Here is a 24,033-nt window from a genome sequence, read left to right as displayed (position 1 = left end):
ACTGGGGCTGGCCGTACTGCTGACCGCCCTGCTGCGGCTGTCCGTACTGCTCACCGCCGGGCTGGCCGTACTGCGGCTGCCCGGGCTGCTGGCCACCGCCAGGCTGCGGCTGATCGGGGTCCTGCGGGGGCTTCGCGAACGGGTCGGTCACCGGCCTGCCTTCCACTTCAAGGAGATTCTCGCGCCGCTGATCATCACATCAGGGCCGATGACGGTCGCCACCGCGCGTCGCGACGGCACGTCTCCCCGCCCAGAACCGGCCGGAGGGCGCGGTGATACGCCCGCCCACGTGTCGGGGCTCAGGCCTCCGGCTTGGCGAGGGGCACGGGTGCCGCGGGCCCGGCTGGGGCCGCCGGCGCTTCCCGCGCGGCGACGCCGTCGAGCCCGGCGGGCTCGTCGGCCGGCTCGGCCTTCGGCACCCGCAGCAGCCGCCACGTGATCCAGATCGTGAGCCCGTAGAGCGGCAGCCCCAGGAAGATGTTGGCGGTGCCGAGCGTCGTCACGGCCCCGGCGGCGTACAGCGGCACCTGGACCGCGAGCCGGATCGCGAAGAGCCCGGCCCACACCCACGTCGCGAGCGTGTAGGCCCGCATGCGCGTCGGCTGGGAGCGCCAGCCGGTCAGCCCCTCGCCGAGCAGCGGGCCGAGGGCCACGCCGAGGATGGGCCAGCGGACGAGCGCGGACAGCGCGTAGGCGGCTCCGAACCCGGCGTTCTTGATCAGGCTGGGCAGGTAGAACGCCTCGGCCCGGCCGGAGCGGTGCGCGAACCACGCGCCGATCGCGATGCCGACCAGGCCGCCGACCGCGTGCTGCACGGTCTCGCGGCGCAGCAGCCGCAGGACCGCGAGGACGACGGCGCTGCCGACGCCCGCCCAGAGCGAGGGCGTGAGCTCCTTGGTCACCGTGTAGACGACGACGAAGAGCGCCCCCGGCAGGGCGTTCTCGACCAGGCCGCGCGCCCCGCCGACGGCGGCGGCGAGGTCTCCCCCGCCCAGCGCCGCCGGCGCCGTGCCTCCCGGCGCGGGCGCCGGCGTATCGCCGGCGGCCGGCGTGCTCGCGCCGCTCACTCGCGCCCGGCCGGACGCAGCTCGTAGCGGGGGTTGAACATCACGCGCCGCCCGTCGTCGTTGGCGACCCGGCCCGTCGCGCGGATCGTCCGGCCCGGGTCGATGCCCGGGATGCGCCGGCGGCCCAGCCAGACCACCGCGAGCGTGCCGGAGCCGTCGTAGAGCTCGGCCTCGAGAGCGGGGACGCCCGCCCGCGGGCGCAAGGTGACCGTGCGCAGCGTGCCGCTGACCGTGACCTGGTCCCGGTCCCGGCAGGAGGCGATGTGCTGGGCGCCTTCCTCCTCCGCGCCGTGCCGCAGCTGCTGCGCCTCGATCTCGTCGTCGCTGGAGGTCAGACGCTCGAGGGCGCGGCGGAAGAGCCCCCCTCGACCGGTTGTCGCCATGACGCCAGGTTAACCGCGCGACGCGGTCGTCGAGTGCTGCTCGCCGCGACCGGTCAGCGCGTCTCGGTGATCTCCGGGCCGCGCTCGGGCAGCTGCGGCAGCTCCTGCGCCGGCTGCTCGTCGGCGTCCGCCGCCTCCGGGGGCGTGGCCTGGGGCGGCAGCCGCAGCGGCAGCGGCTCGCGGGGCGCCATCGGGTCCTTGCCGCGGACGACCACCACGTCGCGGAAGATCGCCTCGAGGTCGGCGGCCGCGCCCGGCTCGACGCTCGCCCGACCGGACACCACGCCGCGCAGGAACCAGCGCGGGCCGTCCACGCCGAGGAAGCGCAGCGGCTGGACGCCCTGCTGGCCGTCGGGCAGCTGGACGGGCAGCAGGGCGCGGACCTCGGGGCCGAAGGGGCCGTCGCCGGGCTGCACCTGGGCGCCCTGCTGCTGCAGGCTCTGGGTCAGCTCCTCGCGGACCTCTTCCCAGATCCCCATCGTGCGCGGCGCCGCGAAGGGCCGGATCTCCAGCCCGCTCTCGCCCGTGACCAGCGTGACGCCCTCGACGGAGCCGGTGTTCTGGTCCACCTGCACCTGCAGGTCGACCCCCTGCCGGCCGGCCAGCCACATGCCGCCCAGGTCGACGCGGCGCCCGCCGTCGGCGGGGTCGTCCACCTCCTCGGCGTCCCACGGGCCGTCGACGCGCCAGCCCCCGGTGCCGCCGGCTTGCTGGGACCCCTCGCCCGGCGTGCTGTCGTCCAGCGAGTCCGCCTCGGCGACGTCCTGCGCGGACGCGCCGTCGTCAGCCGTCAGCGCCTCGTCCGGCAGCGCATCGGCCGCGTCGACACCGGCTTCTCGACGAGAGCGCTTGCCTCGACCGAACACTCGATCAAACCCCTTCCGATTCCTGTCCGCGGGCCGGGACCGGCCCTCCGGACGTGGCGCCGAAGCCGCCCGTCGACCCGAAGCCGCCCGTCCCCCGGGCAGCCCCGGGCAGCGACCGCACCTCGTGGAACGCGACACGCTCGACGCGCTGCACCACGAGCTGGGCGACCCGGTCACCGCGGCGCAGGTGCACAGTCTCGCGCGGATCGTGGTTGACGACGACGACCGCGACCTCGCCGCGGTAGCCGGCGTCGATGGTGCCCGGAGCGTTCAGCAGCCCGACGCCGCAGCGGGCGGCGAGCCCGCTGCGCGGATGCACGAAGGCGGCGTACCCGTCCGGCAGTGCGATCGCCACGCCGGTCGGGAGCACCGCCCGCTCCCCCGGGGCCAGGACGGCGTCGACCGCCGTGACGAGGTCCGCGCCCGCGTCGCCCGGGTGGGCGTACGCCGGCAGCGGCAGTGCCTCGTCGAGCCGTTGGACGAGCACGTCCACCGGCGCGCCGTTCGGCTCCTCGTTCGCGCGCATCGGCGGGACCCTACCCGCCCACCGTCGGGCGCATGGTCAGGCCGCCGCTTCTTCGGCGTCGTCGAAGACCGTGCGCTCGACCAGGCTGATCGGCATGCGGCCCGACGCGGCGACGCTGTCGTGGAACTCGCGCAGCGACCCGCGCCCCTCGTCCTGCCACCGGTCCCGCATGCGGCGGATCTCCAGGGCGCCGGTCAGGTAGGACGACGCCTGGGTCGGCCAGGCGCAGTAGCGCAGCACCTCGGCCCGCGCCGTCTCCGGCGAGAGCGAGGACTTGGTGGACATGTGCTCGACCGCCTGCTCGATCGTCATCTCCCCCAGGTGCAGCGAGGTGTCGACGACGATGCGGGAGGCGCGGAACAGGCGCATGTCGCGCTGGGCGAGCTCCTGCTGCGGCGTGGCGTAGAACCCCTGCTCGCGCATGAGCTCCTCGGTGTAGAGCCCCCAGCCCTCGACGAAGTACGTCGACCCGAGCACCCCGCGCAGCGGGCGCAGCCGGCTCGCGGCGACGGTCGCGAAGTGCCAGTGGTGTCCTGGGTAGGCCTCGTGCACGGCGATCGCCCACAGCCCCTGCCGGCTGTTGGTCATGAGCCGCTGGCGCACCTGCTGCGCCGGCGCCCCGTCCGGCGGGTAGGGAACGAAGAAGTGGCCGGCGCCCCGGCCGGCGAACGCCGGCGGCGCGACGTAGTGGGCGACCGCGAGCATCGCCCGGTTGAACGGGGCACTGGGCACGACCTCGCACCGCTCGCCGGCCGGCATGGTGACCAGCCCGCGCTCCACGCAGAACTTGCGCGCCGCGGCGGTCGCGGCCCGGTAGAGCTCGAGCATCTCCTGCGGCGTCTCCGGCGCGTCCTCGTTGATCGTCTCGACCGCCGCGCGCCAGTCGTCGTCGCCGCGCAGCCCGCGGGTGAGCGCCCGCATGTCGGCCACGATCTCGTCGTACGCCGCCTGCCCCTTCGCGCGCATCTCGCGCGCCCCGTAGCCGAGCCCCTCGGCCTGGTGCAGCAGCGCGTCGTAGCGCTCCTCCCCGATCGCCCAGCCGCCCGTGGCCCGGTCGGCGAGGCCGGCCACCACGGCGCCGAACCGCTCGAACGCCACGGCGGCGGCCTCGCCGGCCTCCGCCACCGCCGGCCGGTACGCCTCCGGCAGCTCGCCGGCCACCGTGCGCGCGTAGGCGGCGCCGGCCCTGATCATCCCGAGCGACCGGCGCAGCAGCTCCGGCGCGGCGAGCCCCGGGTCGAGGTTGGCCGCGCCCTGCTCGAGCAGGCGGGGCACCGCGCGCAGCCGCGCGGCGACCGCCGCCGCGAGCTCGGCGTCGGGGCGCAGCCGGTGCAGCAGCAGCCCGAACACGCCCTGCAGCGCCGTGCCGGCGTACGCGTCGGGGTTGCGCCGCCAGTCCACCCAGTCGCGCATCGCCAGGGCGCCGCGCAGCCGCATCCGGGCCAGGTCGCGGTCGACCCGCTCCTCGGCGAGCAGCTCCGCGTCCGACAGGGCGTCGAGGCGGGCCAGCCAGGCGTCCTCACGCCGCTCCCGCGCGGCGATCGCGTCCGCGGACATGTCGGGGAGCAGCTCGTCGTACTCGGTCAGGCCGACGGCGGTGCCCAGGGTCGGCGCGGCCTCGAGCGTGTCCGACACGAGCTGGGCGGCGAGCGCGTCGAAGGGGCGCGGTCCGGAAGGCAGAGGCACCGGGGAACCGTACCCAGGCAATCTCCTGCCTCTCGGCACCGGCGGGTGACGCGGCCCACGCGCCCGCGGCTGGGACCATGGCCCGCGGCTGGGAGAATGGCGTCGTGCTGCACGACGAACGCCTGGCGGCCCCCTGGAGCGTCTGGTTGGTCGGCCTGCTCCTCGCCGTCAGCACCGCGCCCGTGACCGTGGTGGTCCTGCCTGCGTGGGGAGTCCTGCTCGTCGTGGCGGCAGCCGCGCTCGCGGTCGGGCTGCTGATCCGCTCCTGGGCAGCCCCGGTGCAGGTGGGCGCTGGAGAGCTGCGGGCGGGCCGTGCGCACATCCCGGTGAGCCTGCTCGGCCCGGCCGAGCCGCTCGACGAGGCCGCCGCAGCGCACCTGCGCGGGCCGGGCATCGAGCCGCGGGCGTACCACCTGATCCGGCCGTGGGTGCGGCCGGCCGTGCGCGTGCCCGTGCGCGACCCGGAGGACCCGACGCCCTACTGGTACGTCGCGACCCGGCGTCCGGCCGAGCTCGCCGCGGCGATCGACGCGGCCCGCACGGCGGCGGGCGCCCCGCCTGTCGGCTGAGAGCGGCACGGCTCGTTTGGGGTCGTCTGGGCTCGTGCGAGCTCGTCCGAGGCTCGATCCGGCGGCGGCTCAGCCGCAGGGGGTCAGCGCCCAGCCTGTCAGCGCCCGGCCTGTCGGCGCAGATCGGCGTGGACGCGGGTGCCCAGCGCCCGCGTCGCGCGGTTGTTGACGGTGGCGCCCGCGACGGCTCCGGTGAGGAGCGGCCCGAGCGTGGTCACGCCGCGCGCCGCGCGCCCGGCCATGCGGCGCCGGATCTGGGCCTTGGCGGCGCTGCTGACCGCAGAGCTCATCCAGCGCGGGTCGCGAGGGTCGATGCCGCGCCCGGACGCCCAGGCCATGACGAAGCCCGCGGCCCGCTGCGGGCCTGCACCGGGAGGGGTGACCAGGTACAGGGCGTGCAGCTCGGCCACGAGCTTGACCTCGACGGCCGCCACGGCCAGCGCCTCGGCGGCCACCTCCGCCGGCGCGGAGAGCACGACGGACGGCGGGAGCGCCCAGGACCCGGCCATCACGGCCCCGCCCGCGGCGCCGATGGCCGCGGTCGACCTCGACGCCGCCCGGATGAGCAGCTCGGCGACCTGGTCGTCGGCCAGGCCGGGATGGTGCGCCCGCAGCGTGTCGCGGTCGCGCACCGGGATGCGCGGCGCGGCCTCGAGCAGCTGGTCGACGAGCCACCGCCCGCCGAGCACCGCTCGCGCGCCGGCCGCGCGCGCCGAGGCGGCGAGTGCCGCCGCGAGCCGGCCCACCTGCCTCGCCCGCTCGCCGCGGTCCTGGTCCTCGTTCTCGTGCGCGGTCACGACGCGCACGAGCTCGGCGCCCACGCCCGGGCGCTGCCCGCGGTCGGCCGGCTCGTCCTCGCGCGCCGTCTCCGGCGCCTCGCCTGCGCGCATCGGTCTCGTCAGGCCGCGCACTCCTTGCAGACCAGCTGGGTGCCGTCGTCCTTGGCCAGCTGGCTGCGGTGGTGCACGAGGAAGCAGCGCGAGCAGGTGAACTCGTCGGCCTGCCGAGGCAGGACGCGGACGCTCAGCTCCTCGTTGGACAGGTCCGCGCCCGGCAGCTCGAGCGACTCGGCCAGGTCGGCCTCGTCGACGTCCACCGTGCTCGCGCCCTTGTCCTGGCGCCGGGCCTTCAGCTCCTCGATGCTGTCTTCGCCGACCTCGTCGTCGGTCTTGCGTGGGGTGTCGTAGTCGGTCGCCACTGTCTTCGCCCCTCCGGACGGCTGCCCGCCCTCGTGTCTCGCCCTCGTGTCTTCCGCGACGGAGACGTTCTTGCCGTCGCGGCCCCAGCAACGCTTCCCGGGCGCGGTTTGTGCCCGCCCTCGGCCCCGAAACCGGCAGGGTCGGTGAGGGATGGTGCCACAGTCGGGTTACACGTGTGCATTTCCCCGGAGTGTCACCACACGAGCACTTGGCGTGACCTCCGGCTTCCGGTCCCCGCACCGGACGCCATTCAACCGTTCTGCCGCGGATTTGCGGGAGAACCTACGCATATGCCCACCCCGAGGAGGAGTAGCCGTGGCGGTCTACGCGCTCGACGACCTGGTTCCTGACATCTCACCCGACGCCTTCGTCGCGCCCGAGGCGGTCGTCATCGGTGCCGTGACCCTGGGCGCGGGCACGACGATCTGGCCCGGAGCGGTCCTGCGCGGCGACTACGGCGCCATCACCGTGGGCGAGCGCACGTCGGTCCAGGACGGGGCCGTGGTGCACGTCACCGGCGAGCACCCGACCCGGATCGGCAGCGACTGCGTCATCGGCCACGTGGCGCACCTCGAGGGCTGCCTCGTCGAGGACGAGTGCCTGGTCGGCTCCGGCTCCGTCGTGCTGCCCGGCGCAGTGGTACGCCGGGGGGCGCTCGTCGGTGCCGGAGCCGTGGTGCCGGGCGGGCTGGAGGTGCCGGCCAGGGCCACGGCGCTCGGCGTCCCGGCGAAGCTGCGGCTGGACAGCGTCCCTGCCGGAGCGTTCGCCGACAACGTGGCGCGCTACGTCGCCAACGGGCGGAGGTACGCCCGCGGCCTGCGCCGCCTCGACCCCGAGCGCTGAGGCCGGGCGCGCCTCGAGCACGGGCCGTAGCACCGTTCCCGAAGGCCCTCACCGGCCCCGGGGGCGGTCAGTCCCGGTCGGCGCCCAGCTCGGCCAGCAGCGCCGCGAGGTCGTCGAACAGCCCCGGCGCCGCGGCGACCGTCAGCTCGGGCGAAGCGGCGGCGCCGCGTACGCCCCCGACGACCGCGCCCGCCTCCCTGGCCACCAGCGCGCCGGCCGCCGTGTCCCAGCGCTGCACGCCCCGCTCGTAGTAGGCGTCGAGCCGCCCGGCGGCCAGGGAGCAGAGGTCGTAGGCCGCCGAGCCGCCGCGCCGGATGTCGCGGACCCGCGGCAGCAGCTGCGCCACGACCGCGCCCTGGCGGGCGCGGCGCTCGGCGGCGTAGCCGAAGCCGGTCCCGACCAGCGCCCGGTCGAGAGCGACGCCGGAGTTGACCTGGAGCGGGCGGCTGCCCGCGTCCGAGGACAGGTGGGCGCCGCCGCCGCGTACGGCCCAGAACGTCTCGCCCACGGCGGGAGCCGCGACGACGCCGACCACCGCCTCGCCCTCGACCTCCGCGGCCACGCTCACGGCCCAGAAGGGGTGGTCGTAGAGGTAGTTGACGGTGCCGTCGATCGGGTCGATGACCCAGACCACGCCACTGGTGCCGGCGCGGTCGGCTCCCTCCTCCCCGAAGAACCCGTCACCGGGCCGCCGGGCCAGGACCGTCTCGACGACGAGCCGCTCCGAGGCGCGGTCCATCTCGGTGACGGGGTCGGTGGGGCTGGACTTGGTCGCCGCCACACCGAGGTCGGGCGGCCGCTCGTCGACGAGGAGACGGGCCGCGCGCGCGGCGGCCTCGGTGGCGACCGAGAGCAGCTCCTGCAGGTCCGGCACGGGCGCGCTCACGTCAGTCCTCCCCGCAGCAGGTCGGCTTGTAGGCGCGCAGGTTGGCGCAGCAGCCGGCCGGGCAGACGTCCGGCCACGGGCCGATGTCGGTCAGCGCAGGGCGCTCCGCCGGGGCGCCGGACTCCACGGCCGCCCGCTCGCGGACCATGTCCACCAGGCCGCTGACGAACTCCGCGTCCGTGCCGACCGTGGCTGCGCGGGCGAAGGGCAGCCCGATCTCCTTCGCGGTCTCGGCCGCCTCGGTGTCGAGGTCGAACTTGACCTCCATGTGGTCGCTCACGAACCCGATCGGGGCGACGACGACCCCCGGCGCGCCGGCCTCCTTGAGCGCGCGCAGGTGGTCGTTGACGTCCGGCTCGAGCCACGGCTGGGTGGGCGGGCCCGACCGCGAGCAGTAGACGAGCTCGTGCGCGACGCGGCGGCCGGTCTCGGCCTCGACCCGCTGGGCGACCAGCGCGGCGACGGCCTCGTGCTGGCGGACGTACATGTGCCCGCCGAACGGCGCCCCGCTGACCTCGTCCATCGCGTCCGGCACCGAGTGGGTCACGAACGCCACCGGCGACCCCTCCGGCACCTGCTCGAGCGCGTCCGCGACCGCGCGGACCGTCGCGCCGACGAAGCCCGGGTGGTCGAAGTAGTGGCGCACCTTGTCCACCTGCGGCGCCCGGTCCCCGAGCGGCTCGAGCGCTACGTGGAGGTCCTCGCGGTACTGCCGGCAGCCGCTGTAGGAGGAGTAGGCGCTCGTCACGAGCGCGAGGACCCGGCGGTGGCCCTTGTCGGCCATCTCGGCGAGGGTGTCGGTGAGGTAGGGGCCCCAGTTGCGGTTGCCCCACCAGACCGGCAGGTCCACCCCCTGACGGGCCAGCTCGTCGCGCAGGGCCGCCAGCAGCGCGCGGTTCTGCTCGTTGATCGGGGACACGCCCCCGAAGTGCTGGTAGTGCTCGGCCACGCCGAGCAGGCGCTCGCGCGGGATGCCCCGCCCGCGCGTCACGTTCTCGAGGAAGGGCATCACGTCGTCCGGGCCCTCGGGGCCGCCGAAGGAGACGAGGAGAAGGGCGTCGTACGGTCCGTGCACGCGTCGATCCTCGCAGCCGCCGGGGACAGCCGCGCGACGAGGCGGCGCCACCCCGCCCGCGGGCGGCCCGTTCGCCCCCTCGTCGGTGGCGGCGCCTACCGTCTGGTCAGTGCTCGGCCCCTACCGCGACGTCCTCAGCGTGCCCGGCGCCCGCGCCTTCTCGGCGGCGGCGTTCGTCGCTCGGCTGCCCATCTCGATGGAGGCGCTCGCGGTCCTGTTCCTCGTCGAGTCCACGACCGGGAGGTACGCACCGGCGGCCGCCGTCTCGGCCGTGCTCGCGGTGTGCACCGGGGCCAGCGCCCCGTTCATCGGCCGCGCCGCTGACCGGCGGGGGCAGGGGTGGGTGCTGCGCCGGGCCCCACTGGTCCGCGCCGCCGCGATGCTCGCCCTGCTCGGCGCCGCGCTGGCCGACCTGCCGCTCGCCGTCCTGCTCGCCCTGGCGGCCCTCGCCGGCTCGGCGACCGCCCAGGCCGGCAGCCTCGTCCGCTCGCGGTGGTCCCACGTCCTCGCCGACCGCCCGACGCTGCTGCACACGGCCTACTCGCTGGAGTCCGCGCTCGACGAGCTGATCTTCGTCGTCGGCCCGGTCGGGGTCACGCTCCTCGCGACCCAGGTCGACCCGGTGGCCGGGGTGCTGCTCCCGCTCGCCGCGCTGCTCGTCGGGTCCGGCGCGCTCGCTCGCCAGCGGCGTACGGAGCCTGCGCCGCACCCGCGGTCGGGTGGCCGTGCGGCCTCCGTGATCGGGCGGCCGCCGCTCGCCCTGCTCACGGTCGTGTTCCTGGTTATGGGCGGCGTCTTCGGCGCGGCGGAGGTCATCGCGGTGGCGTTCACCGAAGAGCGCGGCCAGCCGTCGGCCGCCGGCTGGGTCCTCGGGGCGTTCGCCATCAGCAGCATGGCCTCGGGGCTGGTCTGGGGCGCCGTGCACTGGCGCTGGTCCCTCACCCGGCGGTTCCTCGTGGCGGCCGTCGCCTTCGGGCTGGCCAGCCTGACCTTCCCGCTCGCGTCCGAGAGCTGGATGCTCGCCGCCCTGCTCTGCCTGTCTGGCTTCGCGATCAGCCCGAGCATCATCAGCGGGCTCGGGCTGGCGGGCGACCTGGCGCCCCCGGGCCGCAGCACCGAGGCGCTGACCTGGGTGACGACGGGGATCACGTTCGGAGCCGCGGCCGCGGCGGCGGTCGCAGGCCCGATCGTCGATGCGCACGGCGCCCGGACGGCGCTGTGGGTGTGCTCGGCCGCCGGCGGGGTCAGCGCGCTGCTCGCCCTCGTCATCGCGCCGCTGCTCGCCGCGTCCGCGCGCGACGCGGGCCGTGGGCCGCAGGTGCCCGCCGCGGCGCCCGGAAGCTAGCGGGGAAGCCGGGCCGCCACGGCGAAGCGGCCCGTCGGGCCCTCCCGGCGGTGCGAGAAGAACGGCGTCCCGGGGCCGGTGTCGAGGCCCGCCACCGCCACGGCGTCGGCAGGCACCCCCGCGGCCACCAGCTGCAGCCGGTTCGCCTCCCACAGGTCGAACGACCAGCGGCCCGTGCCGTCCGGCCGCACGACGCGCCCGGTGTCCGCGCCGAAGGCGGATTCCGCGGCGGCGACGACGTCGGGCCCGACCTGGTAGCCGTCCGGCGCGATCGACGGCCCGATCGCGGCGACGAGGTCGGCCGGGTCGCTGCCCAGCTCGCGCAGCTGCCGCATGGCGGCGGGTGTGACCCCGCGCACCGTCCCGCCCCAGCCGGCGTGCACGCACGCGAGCAGGCCGCGGACCGGGTCCACGAGCACGAGCGGGACGCAGTCGGCGACCTGGATCACGAGGACCAGGCCCGGCACGGCCGTCACGACCGCGTCGGTCCCCGGCAGCGCGTCGGCGGCGTCGCGGGCCCCGCGCCCGCGCTCGGCCTCGGTCACCACGGCCACCCGCGGCTGGTGGGCCTGGTCGCTGAAGACGAGGTCGTCGAGGCCACTGCCGAGCGCCCGGGCCAGCCGCGCGCGGTTCTCCACGACCGCAGCCGGATCGTCCCCGACGTGCAGGCCCAGGTTGAGGGAGGCGTAGCGGCCCGTCGACACGCCGCCGGCCCTGGTCGTGACGTACGCCTCGACGCCCGCCGCGTCCAGCGCGGGCCAGGCGTACGCCGGCAGCCCGTCCAGGTCGCGCCGCTCCATGCCGGGTCGTCCGTCTCGAGCCACGAGGCCGAGGCTACGAGAGTTGTGCACGGCTGCGGCCGGCGGCGACCGCCCGCGGGTAGCCTCGGGCGCGATGTCGACTCCCGCCGCCGCTGACCTGACCGCCGCCTCGTCGGGTGCTCCCGCCCGAGGAGCCCGCTTCCGCTACGAGGGCTTCGAGATCGTCGAGGCGGCCGACACGCTGGTGTGCCGCTACTCCCTCGACGGGCGGCCGTTCGTCGAGCGGGTCGCGTTCCCGGGGGCGACGGGCTGGGGCCGGCCCGAGGTGGCGGCCGCCGCCCGGCTGGTCTACCTGCTCGCCGCCGTGTCCTACTACAAGACCGGTGCGCCGCCCGTCGTCGACCTCGGGGAGACGGCGGTCACGGACCGCGAGCGCGAGTTCCTGCGGACGTTCTACGTCGAGGGCCTGGGCGAGTTCGCCTACCGCAACGGCATCGACCTGCGCGACCTGGTCATCGAGGGCCCGCGGCTCGACGCGCCTCTGCGCGCGGCCTACTCCCCGGCCCCCGGCCGCCCGCTGGTCCCCTTCGGCGGCGGCATCGACTCGATCGTGACCGTCGAGCTGCTGAAGCCGCGCTTCCCCGCGGCCGCCCTGTTCGTCATGAACCGCCCCGGGGACCGGTTCGACGCGATCGAGCGCCCCGCCGAGGTCACCGGGCTGCCGGTCCTGCGGGCCGAGCGCGAGATCGACCCGGACGTGCTGCGCTCGCGCGAGCTCGGGTTCCTCAACGGCCACGTCCCGGTCACCGGTGTGCTGTCCGCCGTGGCCGTGATGTGCGCGGTCCTCGACGGCCGCGACGCCGTCGTGATGTCGAACGAGTGGTCCGCCTCCGTCCCGACGTTGGAGTTCGACGGCCGCGCCGTGAACCACCAGTGGTCCAAGAGCGCGGAGTTCGAGCAGGCGTTCCAGGACGTGCTGGCCGACGCGCTGGGCCCGTCGTTCGCGTACTTCTCGGCCCTGCGCGCCTACAGCGAGCTCTGGATCGCGCGCCGGTTCGCGGAGCTCACCGGCTACCACTCGACGTTCCGCAGCTGCAACCGCGCCTTCGCCATCGACCGCTCGCGGCGCTGGGAGACGTGGTGCGGCGAGTGCGACAAGTGCTGCTTCATCGACCTGATCCTGGCCCCGTTCCTGCCGACCGCGGCGCTCGAGGACGTGTTCGGCGGGCGCGAGCCGCTGGCCGACGAGAGCCTCGCCGAGCGCTTCCGGACCCTGGTCGCCACGTCGCCGGACGCCAAGCCCTGGGAGTGCGTCGGCGACATCGGCGAGTCCCGCGCCGCCCTGCTGCTGGCAGCGGAGCGGCCCGACCGCTCCACCACCCCGCTGCTGCAGGCGCTCGCCGCCGAGGTCGCGGTCCTGCCCGACCGCCCCGACACCGCGACGCTGCTGCAGCCGCTGGGCTCCGGCCTCGCGCCCGCGACCTATGCGCTCTGACGCCGCCGCGACCGGCATCGGCCGGCCGGCGCTCGGCTGGCACGACCTGCGCGGCCGCCGCGTCGGTGTGTGGGGCCTCGGGGTCGAGGGGCTGGCCACGCTGCGCAAGCTCGCCGCGCTCGGCGTCGAGCCGGCCGCCCTCGTCGACGACCGCCCGTCCGGCCCGGTCGAGGGGCTGCCCGTCGTGGCCACCTCCGCCGGCGGGCTCGACGCCCTGCTCGCCTGCGACGTCGTCGTCAAGAGCCCGGGCATCAGCCGCCACAGCCCCCAGGCCGAGCAACTGGCCCGGGCCGGCGTCGCGCTGGTCGGCGGGCTCGGGCTCTGGCTCGTCGAGGCCGACCGCGCGCGGGTCGTCCTCGTGACCGGCACCAAGGGCAAGAGCACCACGAGCGCGGTCCTCGGCCACCTGCTGCGCGGGCTCGGGTCCCGCTGCCTCGTCGCCGGCAACATCGGCCAGCCGCCGTACGACCCGTCGGTGGCGGAGGGCTACGACAGCTGGGTCGTCGAGGCGTCGAGCTACCAGGCGACCGACCTCGCCGTCACGCCGCCCGTGGTCGCGGTGACGTCGCTGCACCCGGACCATCTGCCCTGGCACGGCGGCGTCGAGGGCTACTACCGCGACAAGCTGTCGGCCTGCAGCCAGCCGGGTGCGGACCTCACGATCGCCAACGGCGACAGCGCGCTGCTGCGCGAGCGGCGCGCCCTTCTCGGCCCGCGCGTGCAGTGGGTGGGCGCCGAGGACGACCCGGCGGCGACCTGGATGGATCCGCTCGGCCTGCTGGGGGCGCACAACCGGCGCAATGCCCTGATCGCCCGCGCCTGCCTGCGCGCCCTCGGCGTGCCCGGCGCCGAGGACGAGGCCGCGCTGCGCGCGGCGGCCGCGGGGTTCGAGCAGCTGGAGAGCCGGCTGCGGGTGATCGCGAGGGACGGCGGCGTCGACTTCGTCGACGACAGCCTCTCCACCAACGTGCTGCCGACCCTCGCCGCGGTGGAGGCCTTCCCCGGGCGCAAGGTCGCCCTCATCGCCGGCGGCCAGGACCGCGGCATCGACTACGCGCCGCTGGCGGCCGGGCTGGCCGAGCGCGCCGCGCCCACCCTCGTGCTGGCCGCGTACGAGACGGGGCCGCGCATCGCCGCCGCGATCACCGGGCGCTCGCCGCGCGGCCTGCTCGAGGTCCAGGAGTGCGCGGGCCTCGACGAGGCGGTCGCGGCCGGCGCCCGCTGGGCCGCGCCGGACGGGGTCGTCCTGCTCTCCCCCGCGGCCGCGAGCTTCGACCGGTTCCGGGACTACCGCGAGCGGGCCGCCGCGTTCGCCACCGCGGTGGCCGCCCTCACCGCGCCCCCGGCGGGGGCGAGCGCACCGGAGCGAGCCACGGAAGCCGCCTCGTAGCCGCGTCGCAGCACCAACTCGGTCGCCCCGCGTGGCAGGCTGGCCTGGACCCGGCCCGTGCTGCCTCCCCGGAGCGCCCGTGCCGTCCGGCTGCCCCTGCCCCTGCACCCTTCGGAGGGACCGGATGCTCGACCTTCGGCTCGTGACCGTCAGCGACGACGGAGCGTCGCTGATCCTCGCCGACGAGAAGGGCGAGCAGTACGCCCTGCCCGTCGACGAGGCGCTCACGGCGGCCGTGCGCGGCGACCGCTCCCGGCTGGGCCAGCTGCAGATCGACACCGGGGAGCTGCGGCCGCGCGAGATCCAGACCCGCGTACGCGCCGGCGAGTCTCCCGAGGCGCTGTCCACCGAGACCGGGGTCGCGCTCGAGCGCGTGCGCCGCTACGCCGGGCCCGTCCTCGCCGAGCGCCAGCACGTGGCGGAGATGGCGCAACGCGCCGCCGCCCGTCGCGTAGGGGCTCCCGAGGGGCCGGCGTCCGTCCTCGTCGACGTCGTCACCGGCCGCCTGGAGGCCGCCGGGGTCGATCTGCGCTCGCTGCGCTGGGACGCGTGGCGGCGCGAGGACGGGCGCTGGACCGTCGAGGCCGCCCACGCGACCGCGCACGCCGTGGCCCTCGCCGCCGGCGCCGGCCCGTCCCGAGGGCGCTTCACGTTCGACGCCGCCACCCGAGCGGTCTCCCCCGACGACGAGCACGCCCGGTGGCTGCTCGGCGAGGAGCCCGTCCGGCGGCCCTTCGTCCCGCGCATCGCCGGCAGCGCCGACCCGGCCCTGCCGGTCGAGCCGGGCCTCACCGTTGACGACGTCGTCGACGCAGCCGAGCTGCTCGACGACGAGGCCGCCGCAGCCGTGCACGATGAGGACGGCGAGCCGACGGCCGACGCCGCCCCCGCCCCGGACGAGCCCGCCGACGACCCGGGCCGCCGCCGGGACCGTCGCGCCGGGCGGCGCGCACGGCGCGCGTCGGCCCAGTCGGACCGGCTGACCGGCAGCACCGACCGGCAGGCGCTGGCCGACGGCGTCAAGCCCGGGTCGCGAGCCTCGGTGCCCAGCTGGGACGAGATCCTCTTCGGCACCCGCCCCAAGGACTGAGCCGCCTCAACCACTGAGCCGCCCCAAGGACTGACCCGCCCGCCCGGCGTATCACAGGCCCCGCATCCCGGCTCTCCCCTCGCGGAGGGCGTCGGCAGCAGGCCGTCGCCGGGACGAGGAGGGCGGGCCGGTGGCGACGAGCACGGCGCTGGACGAGGCCGACGTCGCCGGGGCGTACCTCCTCGGCCGTCGCGGGACCGGGAAGCAGGCCCGGCTCGACGAGCTCGAGGCCGAGCTCCGTCGCGACGCGATCCGTCGGGGTGTGGCCGCACGGGCTCGCCGCAGGCAGCGGCTGCTCGTTCGCTGGGGGGCGTGACCGGCCCCATCCCGTGCTGAGGACGGCCCGCGAGCGGGAACGGGGGTTCCGCTCGCGGGCCGTCGTGCGTCCACGCCCCTACGCGCAGCCGACGGGGCGGCCCCGGCGCGGGAGCCGGGACGAGGGCGCGCGGGCTCCGCTCGGGACACGTGCCCCGGAAGGTGTGGCCAGCTTCCCCGCCGCCGCGGTGTATCAGCACCACCCCGGGCCGCTCCTCTGCTCAGACGGAAGGGCGATTTGGCCCTGGCGTCGCCACGATGCTCCTCGAGCACACACGACCAGCGCCGCGCGAGCGGCCGAAAGGGGCCGACGAGATGGTCGACCAGGGCCTCCGCCTCGAGCGGATCCTGCGCACGCACGACGAGTTCGTCGTCGTGGGCGAGGCGAGCGAGACCGCCGCGGTCGTGCGGCGCGACTCCCTCGTGGTCCCGCCGGCCGCCGCGGACCGCCTCACCTCGGCGCTGCAGCACCGCTACGCCGGAGGAGTCGACGACCTCGGCCACCTCGGCCTGGCCCGGGTGCGCGTGCGCGGCTTCGACCGCGGCGACCAGATCAGCGACTTCGTCCGCGAGCAGCAGCTGCCCGTACGCCCGGTGCACCTCATGCTCGGCGCCCCGTTCTACGGCGGGGGCCCGGCCGACAAGCCCCGTCCCATCCCGGCGCTGGCCGCCCCCGGCCCGCGCGCCGACGCGGCCGCCGGGGCCCCCGCCCCGGCCCGCGCGACGGTCGCGGTCCTGGACACGGGCATCTCCCGCAACCACCCGTGGTTCCCGGCGGACGTCTGGGAGCCGGTCGACGGGCTGGCGACGTGGGACGAGCTCGACGTCGACAACGACTACGCGCTCGACGCCCAGGCCGGGCACGGCACCGCGATCGCCGGCATCGTGCGCCGCGAGGCGCCGGACGCGGCCCTGCTGGTGGGCCGCGTCCTGGACTCGGCCGGCGTCAGCGACGAGGTGGCGGTGGCCGACGCGCTGAGCAAGCTGCGCGCCCACGCGGCGCGGACGGGCCGGCCGGTGGACGTGGTCAACCTCAGCCTGTCGTGCTACACCCACGACGACGAGCCCCCGCCCAGCGTCAGCCGCGAGATCGCGGCCTTCGGCCCCGGCACCGTCTTCGTCGCGGCGGCGGGCAACGCGTCCTCGCGGCGCCCGGCCTACCCGGCCGCGCTCGAGGACGTGATCGGCGTCGGCGCGCTCGACGAGGGCCGGCCCGCGGCCTTCTCCAACTCCGGCAGCTGGGTCGACGCCTGGGCGCCCGGCGCCCGGGTGGCGACGACGTTCGTGACGCGCCGGGACGACAGCGCGCTGCCCGGCCTCGACATCGACGAGAAGTGCCTCGCCGGCTACGTCGAGTGGAGCGGGACCTCGTTCGCCGCCCCGTACGTCGCCGGCGCGATCGCCGCCGCCCGGTCGGCCGGGCGGTCCCCGGCGCAGGCGAGGGCGCAGGCCCGCGCCCGGTTCCGGGAGCCGCAGCCGTGAGCGCCGCAGCCCCCGAGGTGCGCAGCACTACGCTGGCGCTGCCGTTGCTCCGCCGGAGGCCAATGCGGAGCGCCGAGCGACAAGGAGGGTCGGACGTGGCTGCACGTACCGTCGCCGAGCTCGTCCGGGCCGCTGCCGACGGGGACCAGGCGGCGTGGGACGAGATCGTCGAACGCTTCACCGGGCTGGTGTGGGGGGTCGCCCGCTCGCACCGGCTGAGCCCCGCCGACGCGTCGGACGTCTCGCAGACCGTGTGGCTCCGGCTGGTCGAGCACCTCGGCCGGCTGCGCGAGCCGGAGGCGCTGGCCGGGTGGATCGCCACCACAACGCGTCACGAGTGCCTGCGCACGCTGCGCGCGTCCGGCCGCGAGCTGCCCGACGAGGACCTGACCGGCGGGACCGGCCCCGAGCGCCCCGACACCGGGCCCGGCCCGGAGGCGACCGTGGTGGGCGCCGAGCGGCGCGCCCTGGTCTGGGAGGCGCTGGGCCGGCTGTCCCTGCGCTGCCGCACGCTGCTGCGCGCCCTGGCCACCTCGCCGGACGCCAGCTACACCGAGATCGCTGCTGCACTCGACATGCCCATCGGCAGCATCGGCCCCACCCGGGGCCGGTGCCTCCAGCACCTGCGCCGGGAGCTCGCCCCGACCGGCGCCCTTCTCGAGGACTGACCATGGCTGACAAAGACAAGGTCTCGTTGGACGACCTGGCCCTGCTCGCGCAGGTGCGTGCGGCCATCGAGGAGTACGACCCGGTCCCGCCGAACGTCCTGTCGGCGGCCAGGGCGAGCCTGACCTGGAGGACCGTCGACGCCGAGCTCGCCGAGCTCATCGAGGACAGTGCGCTCGCGACCGCGAGCGTGCGCAGCAGCGGGCCGCGCTCGCTGGTCTTCGAGTCGCCGGTCGCGACGGTCGTCGTCGAGGTCGAGCCGAAGAACGGCTCGCGGCGCCTCACCGGGCAGATCGTGCTGCCGCGGGCGGCGCAGGTCGAGGTGCGCCACGTGGGCGGCCGGACCGACGTCGAGGCCGACGCCCAGGGCCGCTTCGCGATCGAGAGCGTGCCGGCCGGGCGCCTGAGCCTGCTGTGCCGATTCGCCGAAGAGTCGCGTGACCTCGTGACGAGCTGGGTGACCGTCTGACAATCTGGCCCGGTGCCTGCAGCCGATCGCCTCTCCCGGGCCGAGCGACTGCTGACCGAGGTCATGGCGGACCCGCGTGGTGCGCTGGCGGCGGCCGACGAGCTGGTGGCCGAGCGAGGGAACGACGAGGCGGCCACGGTCGCTCTTCGCGTACGCGCACTGGCGCTGCGCGCCGTCGGTGACCTGACCAGCGCGCTCGCCACGCTGCGCAAGGCCGTCGCGCTCGCCGTCGAGCTCGGGACCGCTCGCCGCGCCGCCGAGGCGCGGATGAGCCTGGTCGTGCTGCTGGCCGAGGTCGGCAGCCTCGAGGGCGCGCTCGCCGAGGCCGACGCCGCGGCCCGGCACCTGGACGGCATCGACGCCAGCCGGCTGGAGGCCCAGCGCGGCCTGGTGCTGCAGCGGGCGGGGCGCAGCACCGAGGCCCTGGACTCCTACGCCCTCGCCCTGCCCGCGATCGAGGCGGCGGGCGACGTCGTCTGGGAGGCGCGCCTGCTGGGCAACCGCGGCGCGCTCTTCGCCTACCACGGCCGCTTCGAGGAGGCCCGGGTCGACCTGGAGCGGTCGATCTCGCTGGCCCGGCGCAACGGGCTCTTCATGCAGCTGCAGGGGTCGCTGCAGAACCTCGGGTTCGCCGCGATGCGCGCCGGTGACCTGCCGCGAGCGCTGCAGCTCTACGACGAGTCGGCCGCGATCCGCGACCGGTTCGGGCTGGCCAGTGCCGGCGAGGAGCTCGACCGGGCCGACGCGCTGCTGCTGGCCGGGCTGTCGGAGGAGGCTGTCGCCGCCGCCCGTGACGCGCTGACCGAGATCCTCGCCCGCGGCTTCAGCGTCGACGTCCCCGAGGCGCGGCTGATGCTGGCCCGGGCACTGCTCGTGGCCGGCGACGCCGAGGGCGCCCGCCGGCACGCGACCGAGGCCCGGCAGGAGTTCGACCAGCAGGGGCGCAAGCCGTGGTCGCGGCTGGCCCAGGTCATGGAGGTGCGCTCGCGCTGGGAGGCCGGCGAGCGTACGCCGCAGCTGCTGGACTCGGCCCGCTCGGCCGGCGACGACGCGATCGAGTCCGGCTGGCAGGTCGCGGCCGCCGAGGCCCGGCTGGTGGCCGGCCGGGTCGCGCTCGCCCTCGAGCAGTGGGACGCGGCCGACGAGATCCTCGGCCAGGTCGCGGCCCGGCGGGACAAGGGCCCGGCGACGATCCGGGTCAACGGGTGGCACGCGGAGGCGTTCCGCCGGCACCTGCGCGGCGACCGGCCGGGCACGTTCGAGGCCCTGCGCGAGGGCCTGCACGCGCTCTCGGAGGACATCGCCGCGTACGGCGCGACCGACCTGCGCGCGTCGGCGGCCACCCGCGGGACCGAGCTGGCCCGGCTCGGGGTGCAGCTGTGCGCGGAGGACGAGTCGGCCGAGGGCGTCCTGGAGTGGTCGGAGTCCTGGCGGGCGGGCGCGCTGCGCCAGCGCCCGGTGCGCCCGCCGAGCGACGAGGAGCTCGCCGCCGACCTGGCCGCCCTGCGCCGCGTCGTGGGCGAGATCCACGACCTCGGCCTGGCCGACCAGGACACCGAGGAGCTGTTCGCCGAGCGGGAGCGGCTGGAGAAGGCCGTGCGCGACCGCAGCCGGCACGCGCGCGGGTCCTACGCGGCGCCGCCGCCGTTCGACCTCGGTCAGCTGACGTCGGCCCTCGGCAAGCGGGCGTTCGTGGAGTACCTGCGCGACGGCGACGACCTGCTGGCCGTCTCGCTCGTCGACGGCGAGGCGCGGCTGCACCGGCTGGGGCAGTACCTCGACACGACCCGCGAGCTGGAGTCGCTGCGCTTCGCGCTCAACCGCCTCGCCCGCGGCACCGGCTCGCCGATCCTGCTCGAGACCGCCGCGGACACCCGCCGCTACGCCGCGGACATGCTCGAGGCCCTGCTCCTGCAGCCGCTGCACGACCGCATCGGCGACCGTGAGCTCGTCGTGGTGCCCACGGGGATCCTGCACGCGCTCCCGTGGGCGGTCCTGCCCTCCTGCGCCCACCGGGCGGTGACCGTGGCCCCGTCCGCCCGCGTGTGGTTGAGCGCGGCCACGGCCGCGCCGCCGCCGGACTCCCCCGCCCAGGTGCTGCTGGCTGCCGGGCCCCGGCTCGAGCACGCCGCGGAGGAGGTGCGCTCGCTCCACTCGGGCTACCCGTCGGCCCGGGTGCTGCTCGGCGCCGACGCGACCGCCGAGGCGGTCCTGGAGGGGCTGGACGGCGCGGACGTCGCGCACGTCGTGGCCCACGGCCGCTTCCGCCTGGACAACCCGCTGTTCTCCTGCCTCGAGCTGGCCGACGGGCCGCTCACGGTCTACGACCTGGAGGGGCTGCGCCGCGCGCCACGCCGGCTGGTGCTCTCGGCCTGCGACTCCGCGCTCGCCGAGGTGCGCGCCGGCGACGAGCTGATGGGGCTGGCCAGCGCGGTCCTCGCGCTCGGCACGCAGACACTGGTCGCGGCGACCTGCCTGGTCGACGACGAGGGGACCCGCAAGCTCATGGAGTTCTTCCACGAGCGGCTCTGCGCCGGCGACTCCCCGGCGCGCGCCCTGGCCGACGCCACGTCGGCGACAGGCGTCGACGGGTTCGTCTGCTTCGGCGTGGGCTGAGCCGCACCCCATCGCAGCGGCCGCCCGCCGGCCGCCGGGACGGCGGCGGGTGGACGAGCGGAGGCCCCCGTGCAGGCGGTGGACCCGGCCACCGCCCCAGCGCTCAGCGCCCTCGCGCTCGACGAGCCTGGTGCGGCGGCAGGAAGCTAGAGCTGCACCACGAACGGCGTGGTCGTCGGCTGCTGCGAGCCGCCAGCCGGCTCGTTGGAGACGGCGATGGCCGTGGCGTCGCCCAGGTCAGGCAGGAAGAACCTGCCGTCGGTGCCCGGCACGAGGCCGGACGGGCGAGGGTCGCCGCCGGCAGGGATGACCCACAGCTCCCACTGGCGGCCGGCTCCCGGCGAGGCGGCGTCCCGGACCTCGACCACGGCGGCGCCGCCGGCCGTCGCGTAGGCCAGCTCACCCCCGGACGGCAGCGCGACGACCTGCGGTGTGGTGCGCAGCAGCTCGGCCGCCTCGTCCAGCCGGCGCTCCTGCGCCTCGATTCGCTGGGTCTTGTCCGAGATGCTTTGCTGCTGCACGACGACGGTGGTGCCGAGCGCGAGCACGAGCACCACGGCCGCCGCGGCCGCGAGCCACTGCAGGACGGGACGGCGCCGCCGCAGCGGTGTGACCACGGGCGGCACCTGCCTCGTCCGCCCCACGCGCTCGAGCACGGCCGCACGCAGGCGCGGCGGCGGCGCGATGCTCCCGGCGCTCAGCGCGAGCTGCGCCGCCGCCTCCTGCAGTGCGGCGACCTCGGCACGGCAGTCGGCACAGCTGGCGAGGTGCGCCTCGAACGCCGCCCGCTCGTCCGGCTCGAGGGCGTCGAGCGCGGCGGCGCCGGCAAGGCTGTGGAGGTCTTCGGCCACGGTCACACCCTTGATTCGAGGCAGTCGCGCAACCGGATCAGTCCGTCCCTCATTCTCGCCTTGATGGTCCCCAGCGGCGCGGCCAGCACCTCCGCCACCTGGCGATAGGTGTAGCCCTTCCAGTAGGCGAGCTGGATCGCCTCGTTCTGCAGCTCGGACAGGCTCTGCAGGCAGTCGCGCACCGCGGCGTGCTCGAGGCGCGTCTCGACCTGCTCGGCCACCTCGTCGTGCGGCGTCTGGACGTCACGCACCCCCGCGCGCTCCTCGCGCTCGCCCGCGGCCTGCTCACTGCGTACGCGGTCCACCGCCCGCCGGTGCGTGATCGTGAGCACCCAGGACAGCACCCCGCCGCGGGAGGCGTCGTAGCGCGGCGCCGAGCGCCAGACGTCGAGCATGGCCTCCTGGGCGATCTCCTCGGCCTGCGCGACGTCGCGGAGCACGCGGGTCGCGACCGCGAGGACGCGCGGCGCGACGGCGTCGTAGAGCGCGGCGAACGCGCCCTCGTCCCCGAGCGCGACCCGGTCGATCATCTCCTCGAGGGTGAGCGGGGCCCCGGCGATCGTGGGCGGGCCGTCAGCGGTCACGGGTGCCTCACCTCGACTGCGCCGCGGGGAACGGCAAGGGCTCGGGCGAGAGCACGGCGGTGCCGCCGCGGGCCGCGGTGATCCCGCGCAGGTGGTGCCGCCGGCAGAGCACCTCGTAGCCCACGACCGGCTCGACCTCGGTCGCGACGGGCGCGCCCGGGGCCGTGTCGCCGACCACGACCTGCTCGCCCTCGACGACCATCACCCCGCCCACCGTCCGGGCGTTGTGGGTGCCGCGGCGCCCGCACCAGCAGAGCGCCTCGACCTGCAGGGTCTCCACCCGGTCGGCCAGCTCGAGCAGGCGCTGGGAGCCGGGGAACAGGCGCGTGCGGAAGTCGGTGGTCAGGCCGAAGGCGAAGACGTCGAGCGCCAGGTCGTCCACCACGCGGGCCAGCTGCTCGACCTGCTCGCCGGTGTAGAACATGGCCTCGTCGCAGATGAGGTAGTCGATCCGCGCGCCGCCGGAGAGCTCCTGCACGAGCAGCTGCCGGAAGTCCAGCTCGGGCGTGACCTCGGTCGCCGCGACCATGAGGCCGAGCCGGCTGGAGAGCCGGCCTTCTCCCGCGCGGTCGTGGGCGGTGAAGACGCGCCCGGCTCGGCCGCGGGCGCGGTGGTTGTGGTCGATCTGCATCGCGAGCGTGGACTTGCCGCAGTCCATCGTGCCGGTGAAGAAGACGAGCTCTGCCATGGCGAGGTCACCCGGCCAGGACGGGGAGCAGCGGGACCGTCTGCTCCGCGGACGTGAGGGACCCGTGCAGGCCGACGAGCCGGGCCTCGACCGGGTCCTGCGCGGAGGCCAGGACGGCGGACCTGCCGCGCGCGGCCGCGACGACGTCTCCGATCAGGGGGCGCACCCGGGGGTGGACGTCGCCGAACCAGCCCCGCGCGATGGCCTCCTCGCCGGACAGCACCCACGCGGCGTCGCCCAGGACCTCCGCCCACGTCGCGCACACGTCCTGCGCCGCGCCGGGCTCGGTGTAGACGTGCCGGGCCCGCGCCTCGCCGCCGAGCAGGGCGACGCCGTCGCGCAGCTCGGGGGTGGTGTCGACGTCGACGCTGCAGCCCCGGTCCACGTCCACCATCCCGTGGTCCGCCGTGACCAGCAGCGACGTGCCGGCGGGGAGCCGCTCGGCGATCTGCTCGGCGAGGCGGTCCACGTGCTCGAGCTGGAGCAGCCACGCCTGCGACGCAGCGCCCGCGGCGTGCCCGGTCGCGTCGAGGTCGCCGTAGTAGGCGTAGACGAGCGAGCGCGGCGCGGCCTCCAGCGCCTGCACGGCGGCCATGACGCGCTCGCCCGCGGTCTCGGCGGCGCGCAGCGTCGCGCCACGCAGGGCCGCCTCGGTCAGGCCGCTGCCGCGGAAGCTGCGGGAGACCACGACCGAGCAGTCCACCCCGGCGGCGGCCGCGCGCTCGAAGGCGGTGGGCTCGGGCTGCCAGGCGCGGGGGTCCGCCTCGTCGCGCCAGCGCAGCAGGCTGAGCAGCCGCCGGCTGCCGGCCCGCTCGGGGTCCGGGATCGCGACGTTCAGGCCGACCAGGCCGTGGGCGCCGGGCGGCAGCCCGGTCCCGAGCGAGGACACGCTGGTCGCGGTCGTCGAGGGGAACCCGGCCTGCAGGGTGCGGCCGCGCTCACGCAGGCCGGTCAGGAACGGGGCGTGCGCGGCCGCACCGGCCAGCAGCTCGTCGCCCAGCCCGTCGACGAGCAGGACGCACACCCGCCGCTGCGGGCCGAGGCCGAGCGTGTCCACCGCGTCGGGGACGCCGAGCCCGGCCAGCACCGACGGCAGGACGTCGGACAGCGTCCCGGAGCCGTACGGCGGGGCCGGCGGGTACGCGCCGGCCCCGGCGCGCGCGGGGTCGGAACCCGCAGAA

25 protein-coding genes are annotated in these 24,033 nt (G+C 76.4%); 11 read left to right on the top strand and 14 right to left on the bottom strand.

What is annotated here, in order from left to right; genetic code table 11:
• Positions 1-299: 299 nt before the first annotated feature.
• The 5 genes from G9H71_RS08625 to G9H71_RS08605 are packed head-to-tail and all read right to left on the bottom strand — an operon-like array spanning position 300 to position 4,528.
• Positions 300-1,067, bottom strand: a complete 768-nt coding sequence (locus tag G9H71_RS08625; protein ID WP_331272850.1) for a DUF3159 domain-containing protein — start codon at positions 1,065-1,067, stop codon at positions 300-302.
• Positions 1,064-1,450: an OB-fold nucleic acid binding domain-containing protein gene (locus G9H71_RS08620; RefSeq protein WP_166280789.1), complete on the bottom strand. Its 387-nt coding sequence runs from the start codon at positions 1,448-1,450 to the stop codon at positions 1,064-1,066. The genes G9H71_RS08625 and G9H71_RS08620 overlap by 4 nt, the downstream gene beginning before the upstream one ends.
• Before the next feature lie 53 nt (positions 1,451-1,503).
• Complete coding sequence (locus G9H71_RS08615; protein WP_331272849.1) at positions 1,504-2,316, bottom strand: DUF3710 domain-containing protein; 813 nt, start codon at positions 2,314-2,316, stop codon at positions 1,504-1,506.
• 4 nt (positions 2,317-2,320) lie between these two features.
• Complete coding sequence (dut, locus tag G9H71_RS08610; RefSeq protein ID WP_166280787.1) at positions 2,321-2,842, bottom strand: dUTP diphosphatase; 522 nt, start codon at positions 2,840-2,842, stop codon at positions 2,321-2,323.
• A 36-nt stretch (positions 2,843-2,878) separates the two neighbouring features.
• Positions 2,879-4,528: a DUF885 domain-containing protein gene (locus G9H71_RS08605; RefSeq protein WP_166280785.1), complete on the bottom strand. Its 1,650-nt coding sequence runs from the start codon at positions 4,526-4,528 to the stop codon at positions 2,879-2,881.
• A gap of 104 nt (positions 4,529-4,632) precedes the next feature.
• Between G9H71_RS08605 and G9H71_RS08600 the strand changes: the two genes are divergently transcribed.
• Positions 4,633-5,097 (top strand): DUF3093 domain-containing protein, encoded by a 465-nt coding sequence (locus G9H71_RS08600; RefSeq protein WP_166280783.1) that lies wholly within the window; start codon positions 4,633-4,635, stop codon positions 5,095-5,097.
• Positions 5,098-5,195: 98 nt separating this feature from the next.
• Here the strand turns inward: G9H71_RS08600 and G9H71_RS08595 are convergent, their stop codons facing one another.
• Both G9H71_RS08595 and G9H71_RS08590 read right to left on the bottom strand, forming a co-directional pair.
• Complete coding sequence (locus G9H71_RS08595; protein WP_166280781.1) at positions 5,196-5,987, bottom strand: hypothetical protein; 792 nt, start codon at positions 5,985-5,987, stop codon at positions 5,196-5,198.
• Positions 5,988-5,995: 8 nt separating this feature from the next.
• The gene (locus G9H71_RS08590) at positions 5,996-6,295 is read right to left on the bottom strand and encodes a DUF4193 domain-containing protein (RefSeq protein ID WP_166280779.1); all 300 of its coding nucleotides are present in this window, start codon (positions 6,293-6,295) and stop codon (positions 5,996-5,998) included.
• A gap of 316 nt (positions 6,296-6,611) precedes the next feature.
• Here G9H71_RS08590 and G9H71_RS08585 point away from each other — a divergent pair, with 316 nt between their 5' ends.
• Positions 6,612-7,139: a gamma carbonic anhydrase family protein gene (locus G9H71_RS08585; protein ID WP_166280777.1), complete on the top strand. Its 528-nt coding sequence runs from the start codon at positions 6,612-6,614 to the stop codon at positions 7,137-7,139.
• Between the two features lie 67 nt (positions 7,140-7,206).
• Here G9H71_RS08585 and G9H71_RS08580 read toward each other — a convergent pair whose 3' ends face one another.
• Both G9H71_RS08580 and G9H71_RS08575 read right to left on the bottom strand, forming a co-directional pair.
• Positions 7,207-8,025: an inositol monophosphatase family protein gene (locus G9H71_RS08580; protein WP_166280775.1), complete on the bottom strand. Its 819-nt coding sequence runs from the start codon at positions 8,023-8,025 to the stop codon at positions 7,207-7,209.
• Position 8,026: 1 nt separating this feature from the next.
• A complete protein-coding gene (locus tag G9H71_RS08575) occupies positions 8,027-9,100 on the bottom strand; it encodes a ferrochelatase (RefSeq protein ID WP_166280773.1) in 1,074 nt (357 codons plus the stop codon).
• A 109-nt stretch (positions 9,101-9,209) separates the two neighbouring features.
• On the opposite strand from G9H71_RS08575, the gene G9H71_RS24995 reads away from it, so the two are divergent.
• On the top strand, positions 9,210-10,445 hold the full coding sequence (locus tag G9H71_RS24995; RefSeq protein ID WP_166280771.1) for an MFS transporter: 1,236 nt from the start codon (positions 9,210-9,212) through the stop codon (positions 10,443-10,445).
• Here G9H71_RS24995 and pgeF read toward each other — a convergent pair.
• Positions 10,442-11,269: a peptidoglycan editing factor PgeF gene (gene pgeF / locus G9H71_RS08565; protein ID WP_166280769.1), complete on the bottom strand. Its 828-nt coding sequence runs from the start codon at positions 11,267-11,269 to the stop codon at positions 10,442-10,444. The genes G9H71_RS24995 and pgeF overlap by 4 nt on opposite strands.
• A gap of 70 nt (positions 11,270-11,339) precedes the next feature.
• Between pgeF and G9H71_RS08560 the strand changes: the two genes are divergently transcribed.
• The 8 genes from G9H71_RS08560 to G9H71_RS08525 all read left to right on the top strand — a co-directional run bounded on the left by G9H71_RS08560 (position 11,340) and on the right by G9H71_RS08525 (position 20,729).
• Complete coding sequence (locus tag G9H71_RS08560) at positions 11,340-12,701, top strand: endonuclease domain-containing protein (RefSeq protein ID WP_166280767.1); 1,362 nt, start codon at positions 11,340-11,342, stop codon at positions 12,699-12,701.
• Positions 12,691-14,091, top strand: a complete 1,401-nt coding sequence (gene murD, locus G9H71_RS08555; protein ID WP_166280765.1) for a UDP-N-acetylmuramoyl-L-alanine--D-glutamate ligase — start codon at positions 12,691-12,693, stop codon at positions 14,089-14,091. The genes G9H71_RS08560 and murD overlap by 11 nt, the downstream gene beginning before the upstream one ends.
• A gap of 124 nt (positions 14,092-14,215) precedes the next feature.
• Positions 14,216-15,181, top strand: coding sequence for a septation protein SepH (gene sepH, locus G9H71_RS08550; protein ID WP_166280763.1), 966 nt, complete (start codon positions 14,216-14,218; stop codon positions 15,179-15,181).
• Between the two features lie 130 nt (positions 15,182-15,311).
• Positions 15,312-15,497, top strand: a complete 186-nt coding sequence (locus G9H71_RS08545; protein WP_166280761.1) for a hypothetical protein — start codon at positions 15,312-15,314, stop codon at positions 15,495-15,497.
• A 314-nt stretch (positions 15,498-15,811) separates the two neighbouring features.
• Positions 15,812-16,978 carry a S8 family peptidase gene (locus tag G9H71_RS08540; protein WP_166280759.1) on the top strand — a complete coding sequence of 389 codons (1,167 nt, stop codon included), beginning with the start codon at positions 15,812-15,814 and terminating at the stop codon, positions 16,976-16,978.
• A gap of 95 nt (positions 16,979-17,073) precedes the next feature.
• The gene (locus G9H71_RS08535) at positions 17,074-17,646 is read left to right on the top strand and encodes an RNA polymerase sigma factor (RefSeq protein WP_331272848.1); all 573 of its coding nucleotides are present in this window, start codon (positions 17,074-17,076) and stop codon (positions 17,644-17,646) included.
• Positions 17,647-17,648: 2 nt separating this feature from the next.
• Positions 17,649-18,113 carry a hypothetical protein gene (locus G9H71_RS08530; protein ID WP_166280757.1) on the top strand — a complete coding sequence of 155 codons (465 nt, stop codon included), beginning with the start codon at positions 17,649-17,651 and terminating at the stop codon, positions 18,111-18,113.
• A 12-nt stretch (positions 18,114-18,125) separates the two neighbouring features.
• Entirely contained in the window at positions 18,126-20,729 is a 2,604-nt protein-coding gene (locus G9H71_RS08525; RefSeq protein ID WP_166280755.1) for a CHAT domain-containing protein, read from the top strand.
• Between the two features lie 146 nt (positions 20,730-20,875).
• On the opposite strand, the gene G9H71_RS08520 is transcribed toward G9H71_RS08525, so the two are convergent.
• The 4 genes from G9H71_RS08520 to G9H71_RS08505 form a co-directional block, all read right to left on the bottom strand.
• Positions 20,876-21,580 carry an anti-sigma factor gene (locus G9H71_RS08520; RefSeq protein WP_166280753.1) on the bottom strand — a complete coding sequence of 235 codons (705 nt, stop codon included), beginning with the start codon at positions 21,578-21,580 and terminating at the stop codon, positions 20,876-20,878.
• Between the two features lie 2 nt (positions 21,581-21,582).
• Entirely contained in the window at positions 21,583-22,110 is a 528-nt protein-coding gene (gene sigK / locus G9H71_RS08515) for an ECF RNA polymerase sigma factor SigK (RefSeq protein ID WP_166281189.1), read from the bottom strand.
• Positions 22,111-22,171: 61 nt separating this feature from the next.
• Positions 22,172-22,852, bottom strand: a complete 681-nt coding sequence (locus G9H71_RS08510; protein ID WP_166280751.1) for a thymidine kinase — start codon at positions 22,850-22,852, stop codon at positions 22,172-22,174.
• Positions 22,853-22,859: 7 nt separating this feature from the next.
• The coding region (locus G9H71_RS08505) for an alkaline phosphatase family protein (RefSeq protein ID WP_269204573.1) at positions 22,860-24,033 on the bottom strand (1,174 nt) is incomplete at its 5' end.

Origin of the sequence: Motilibacter deserti (assembly GCF_011250635.1) — a bacterium.
Taxonomy (GTDB): Bacteria; Actinomycetota; Actinomycetes; order Motilibacterales; family Motilibacteraceae; genus Motilibacter_A; species Motilibacter_A deserti.
This window is presented reverse-complemented; position numbering and strand designations above follow the sequence as displayed.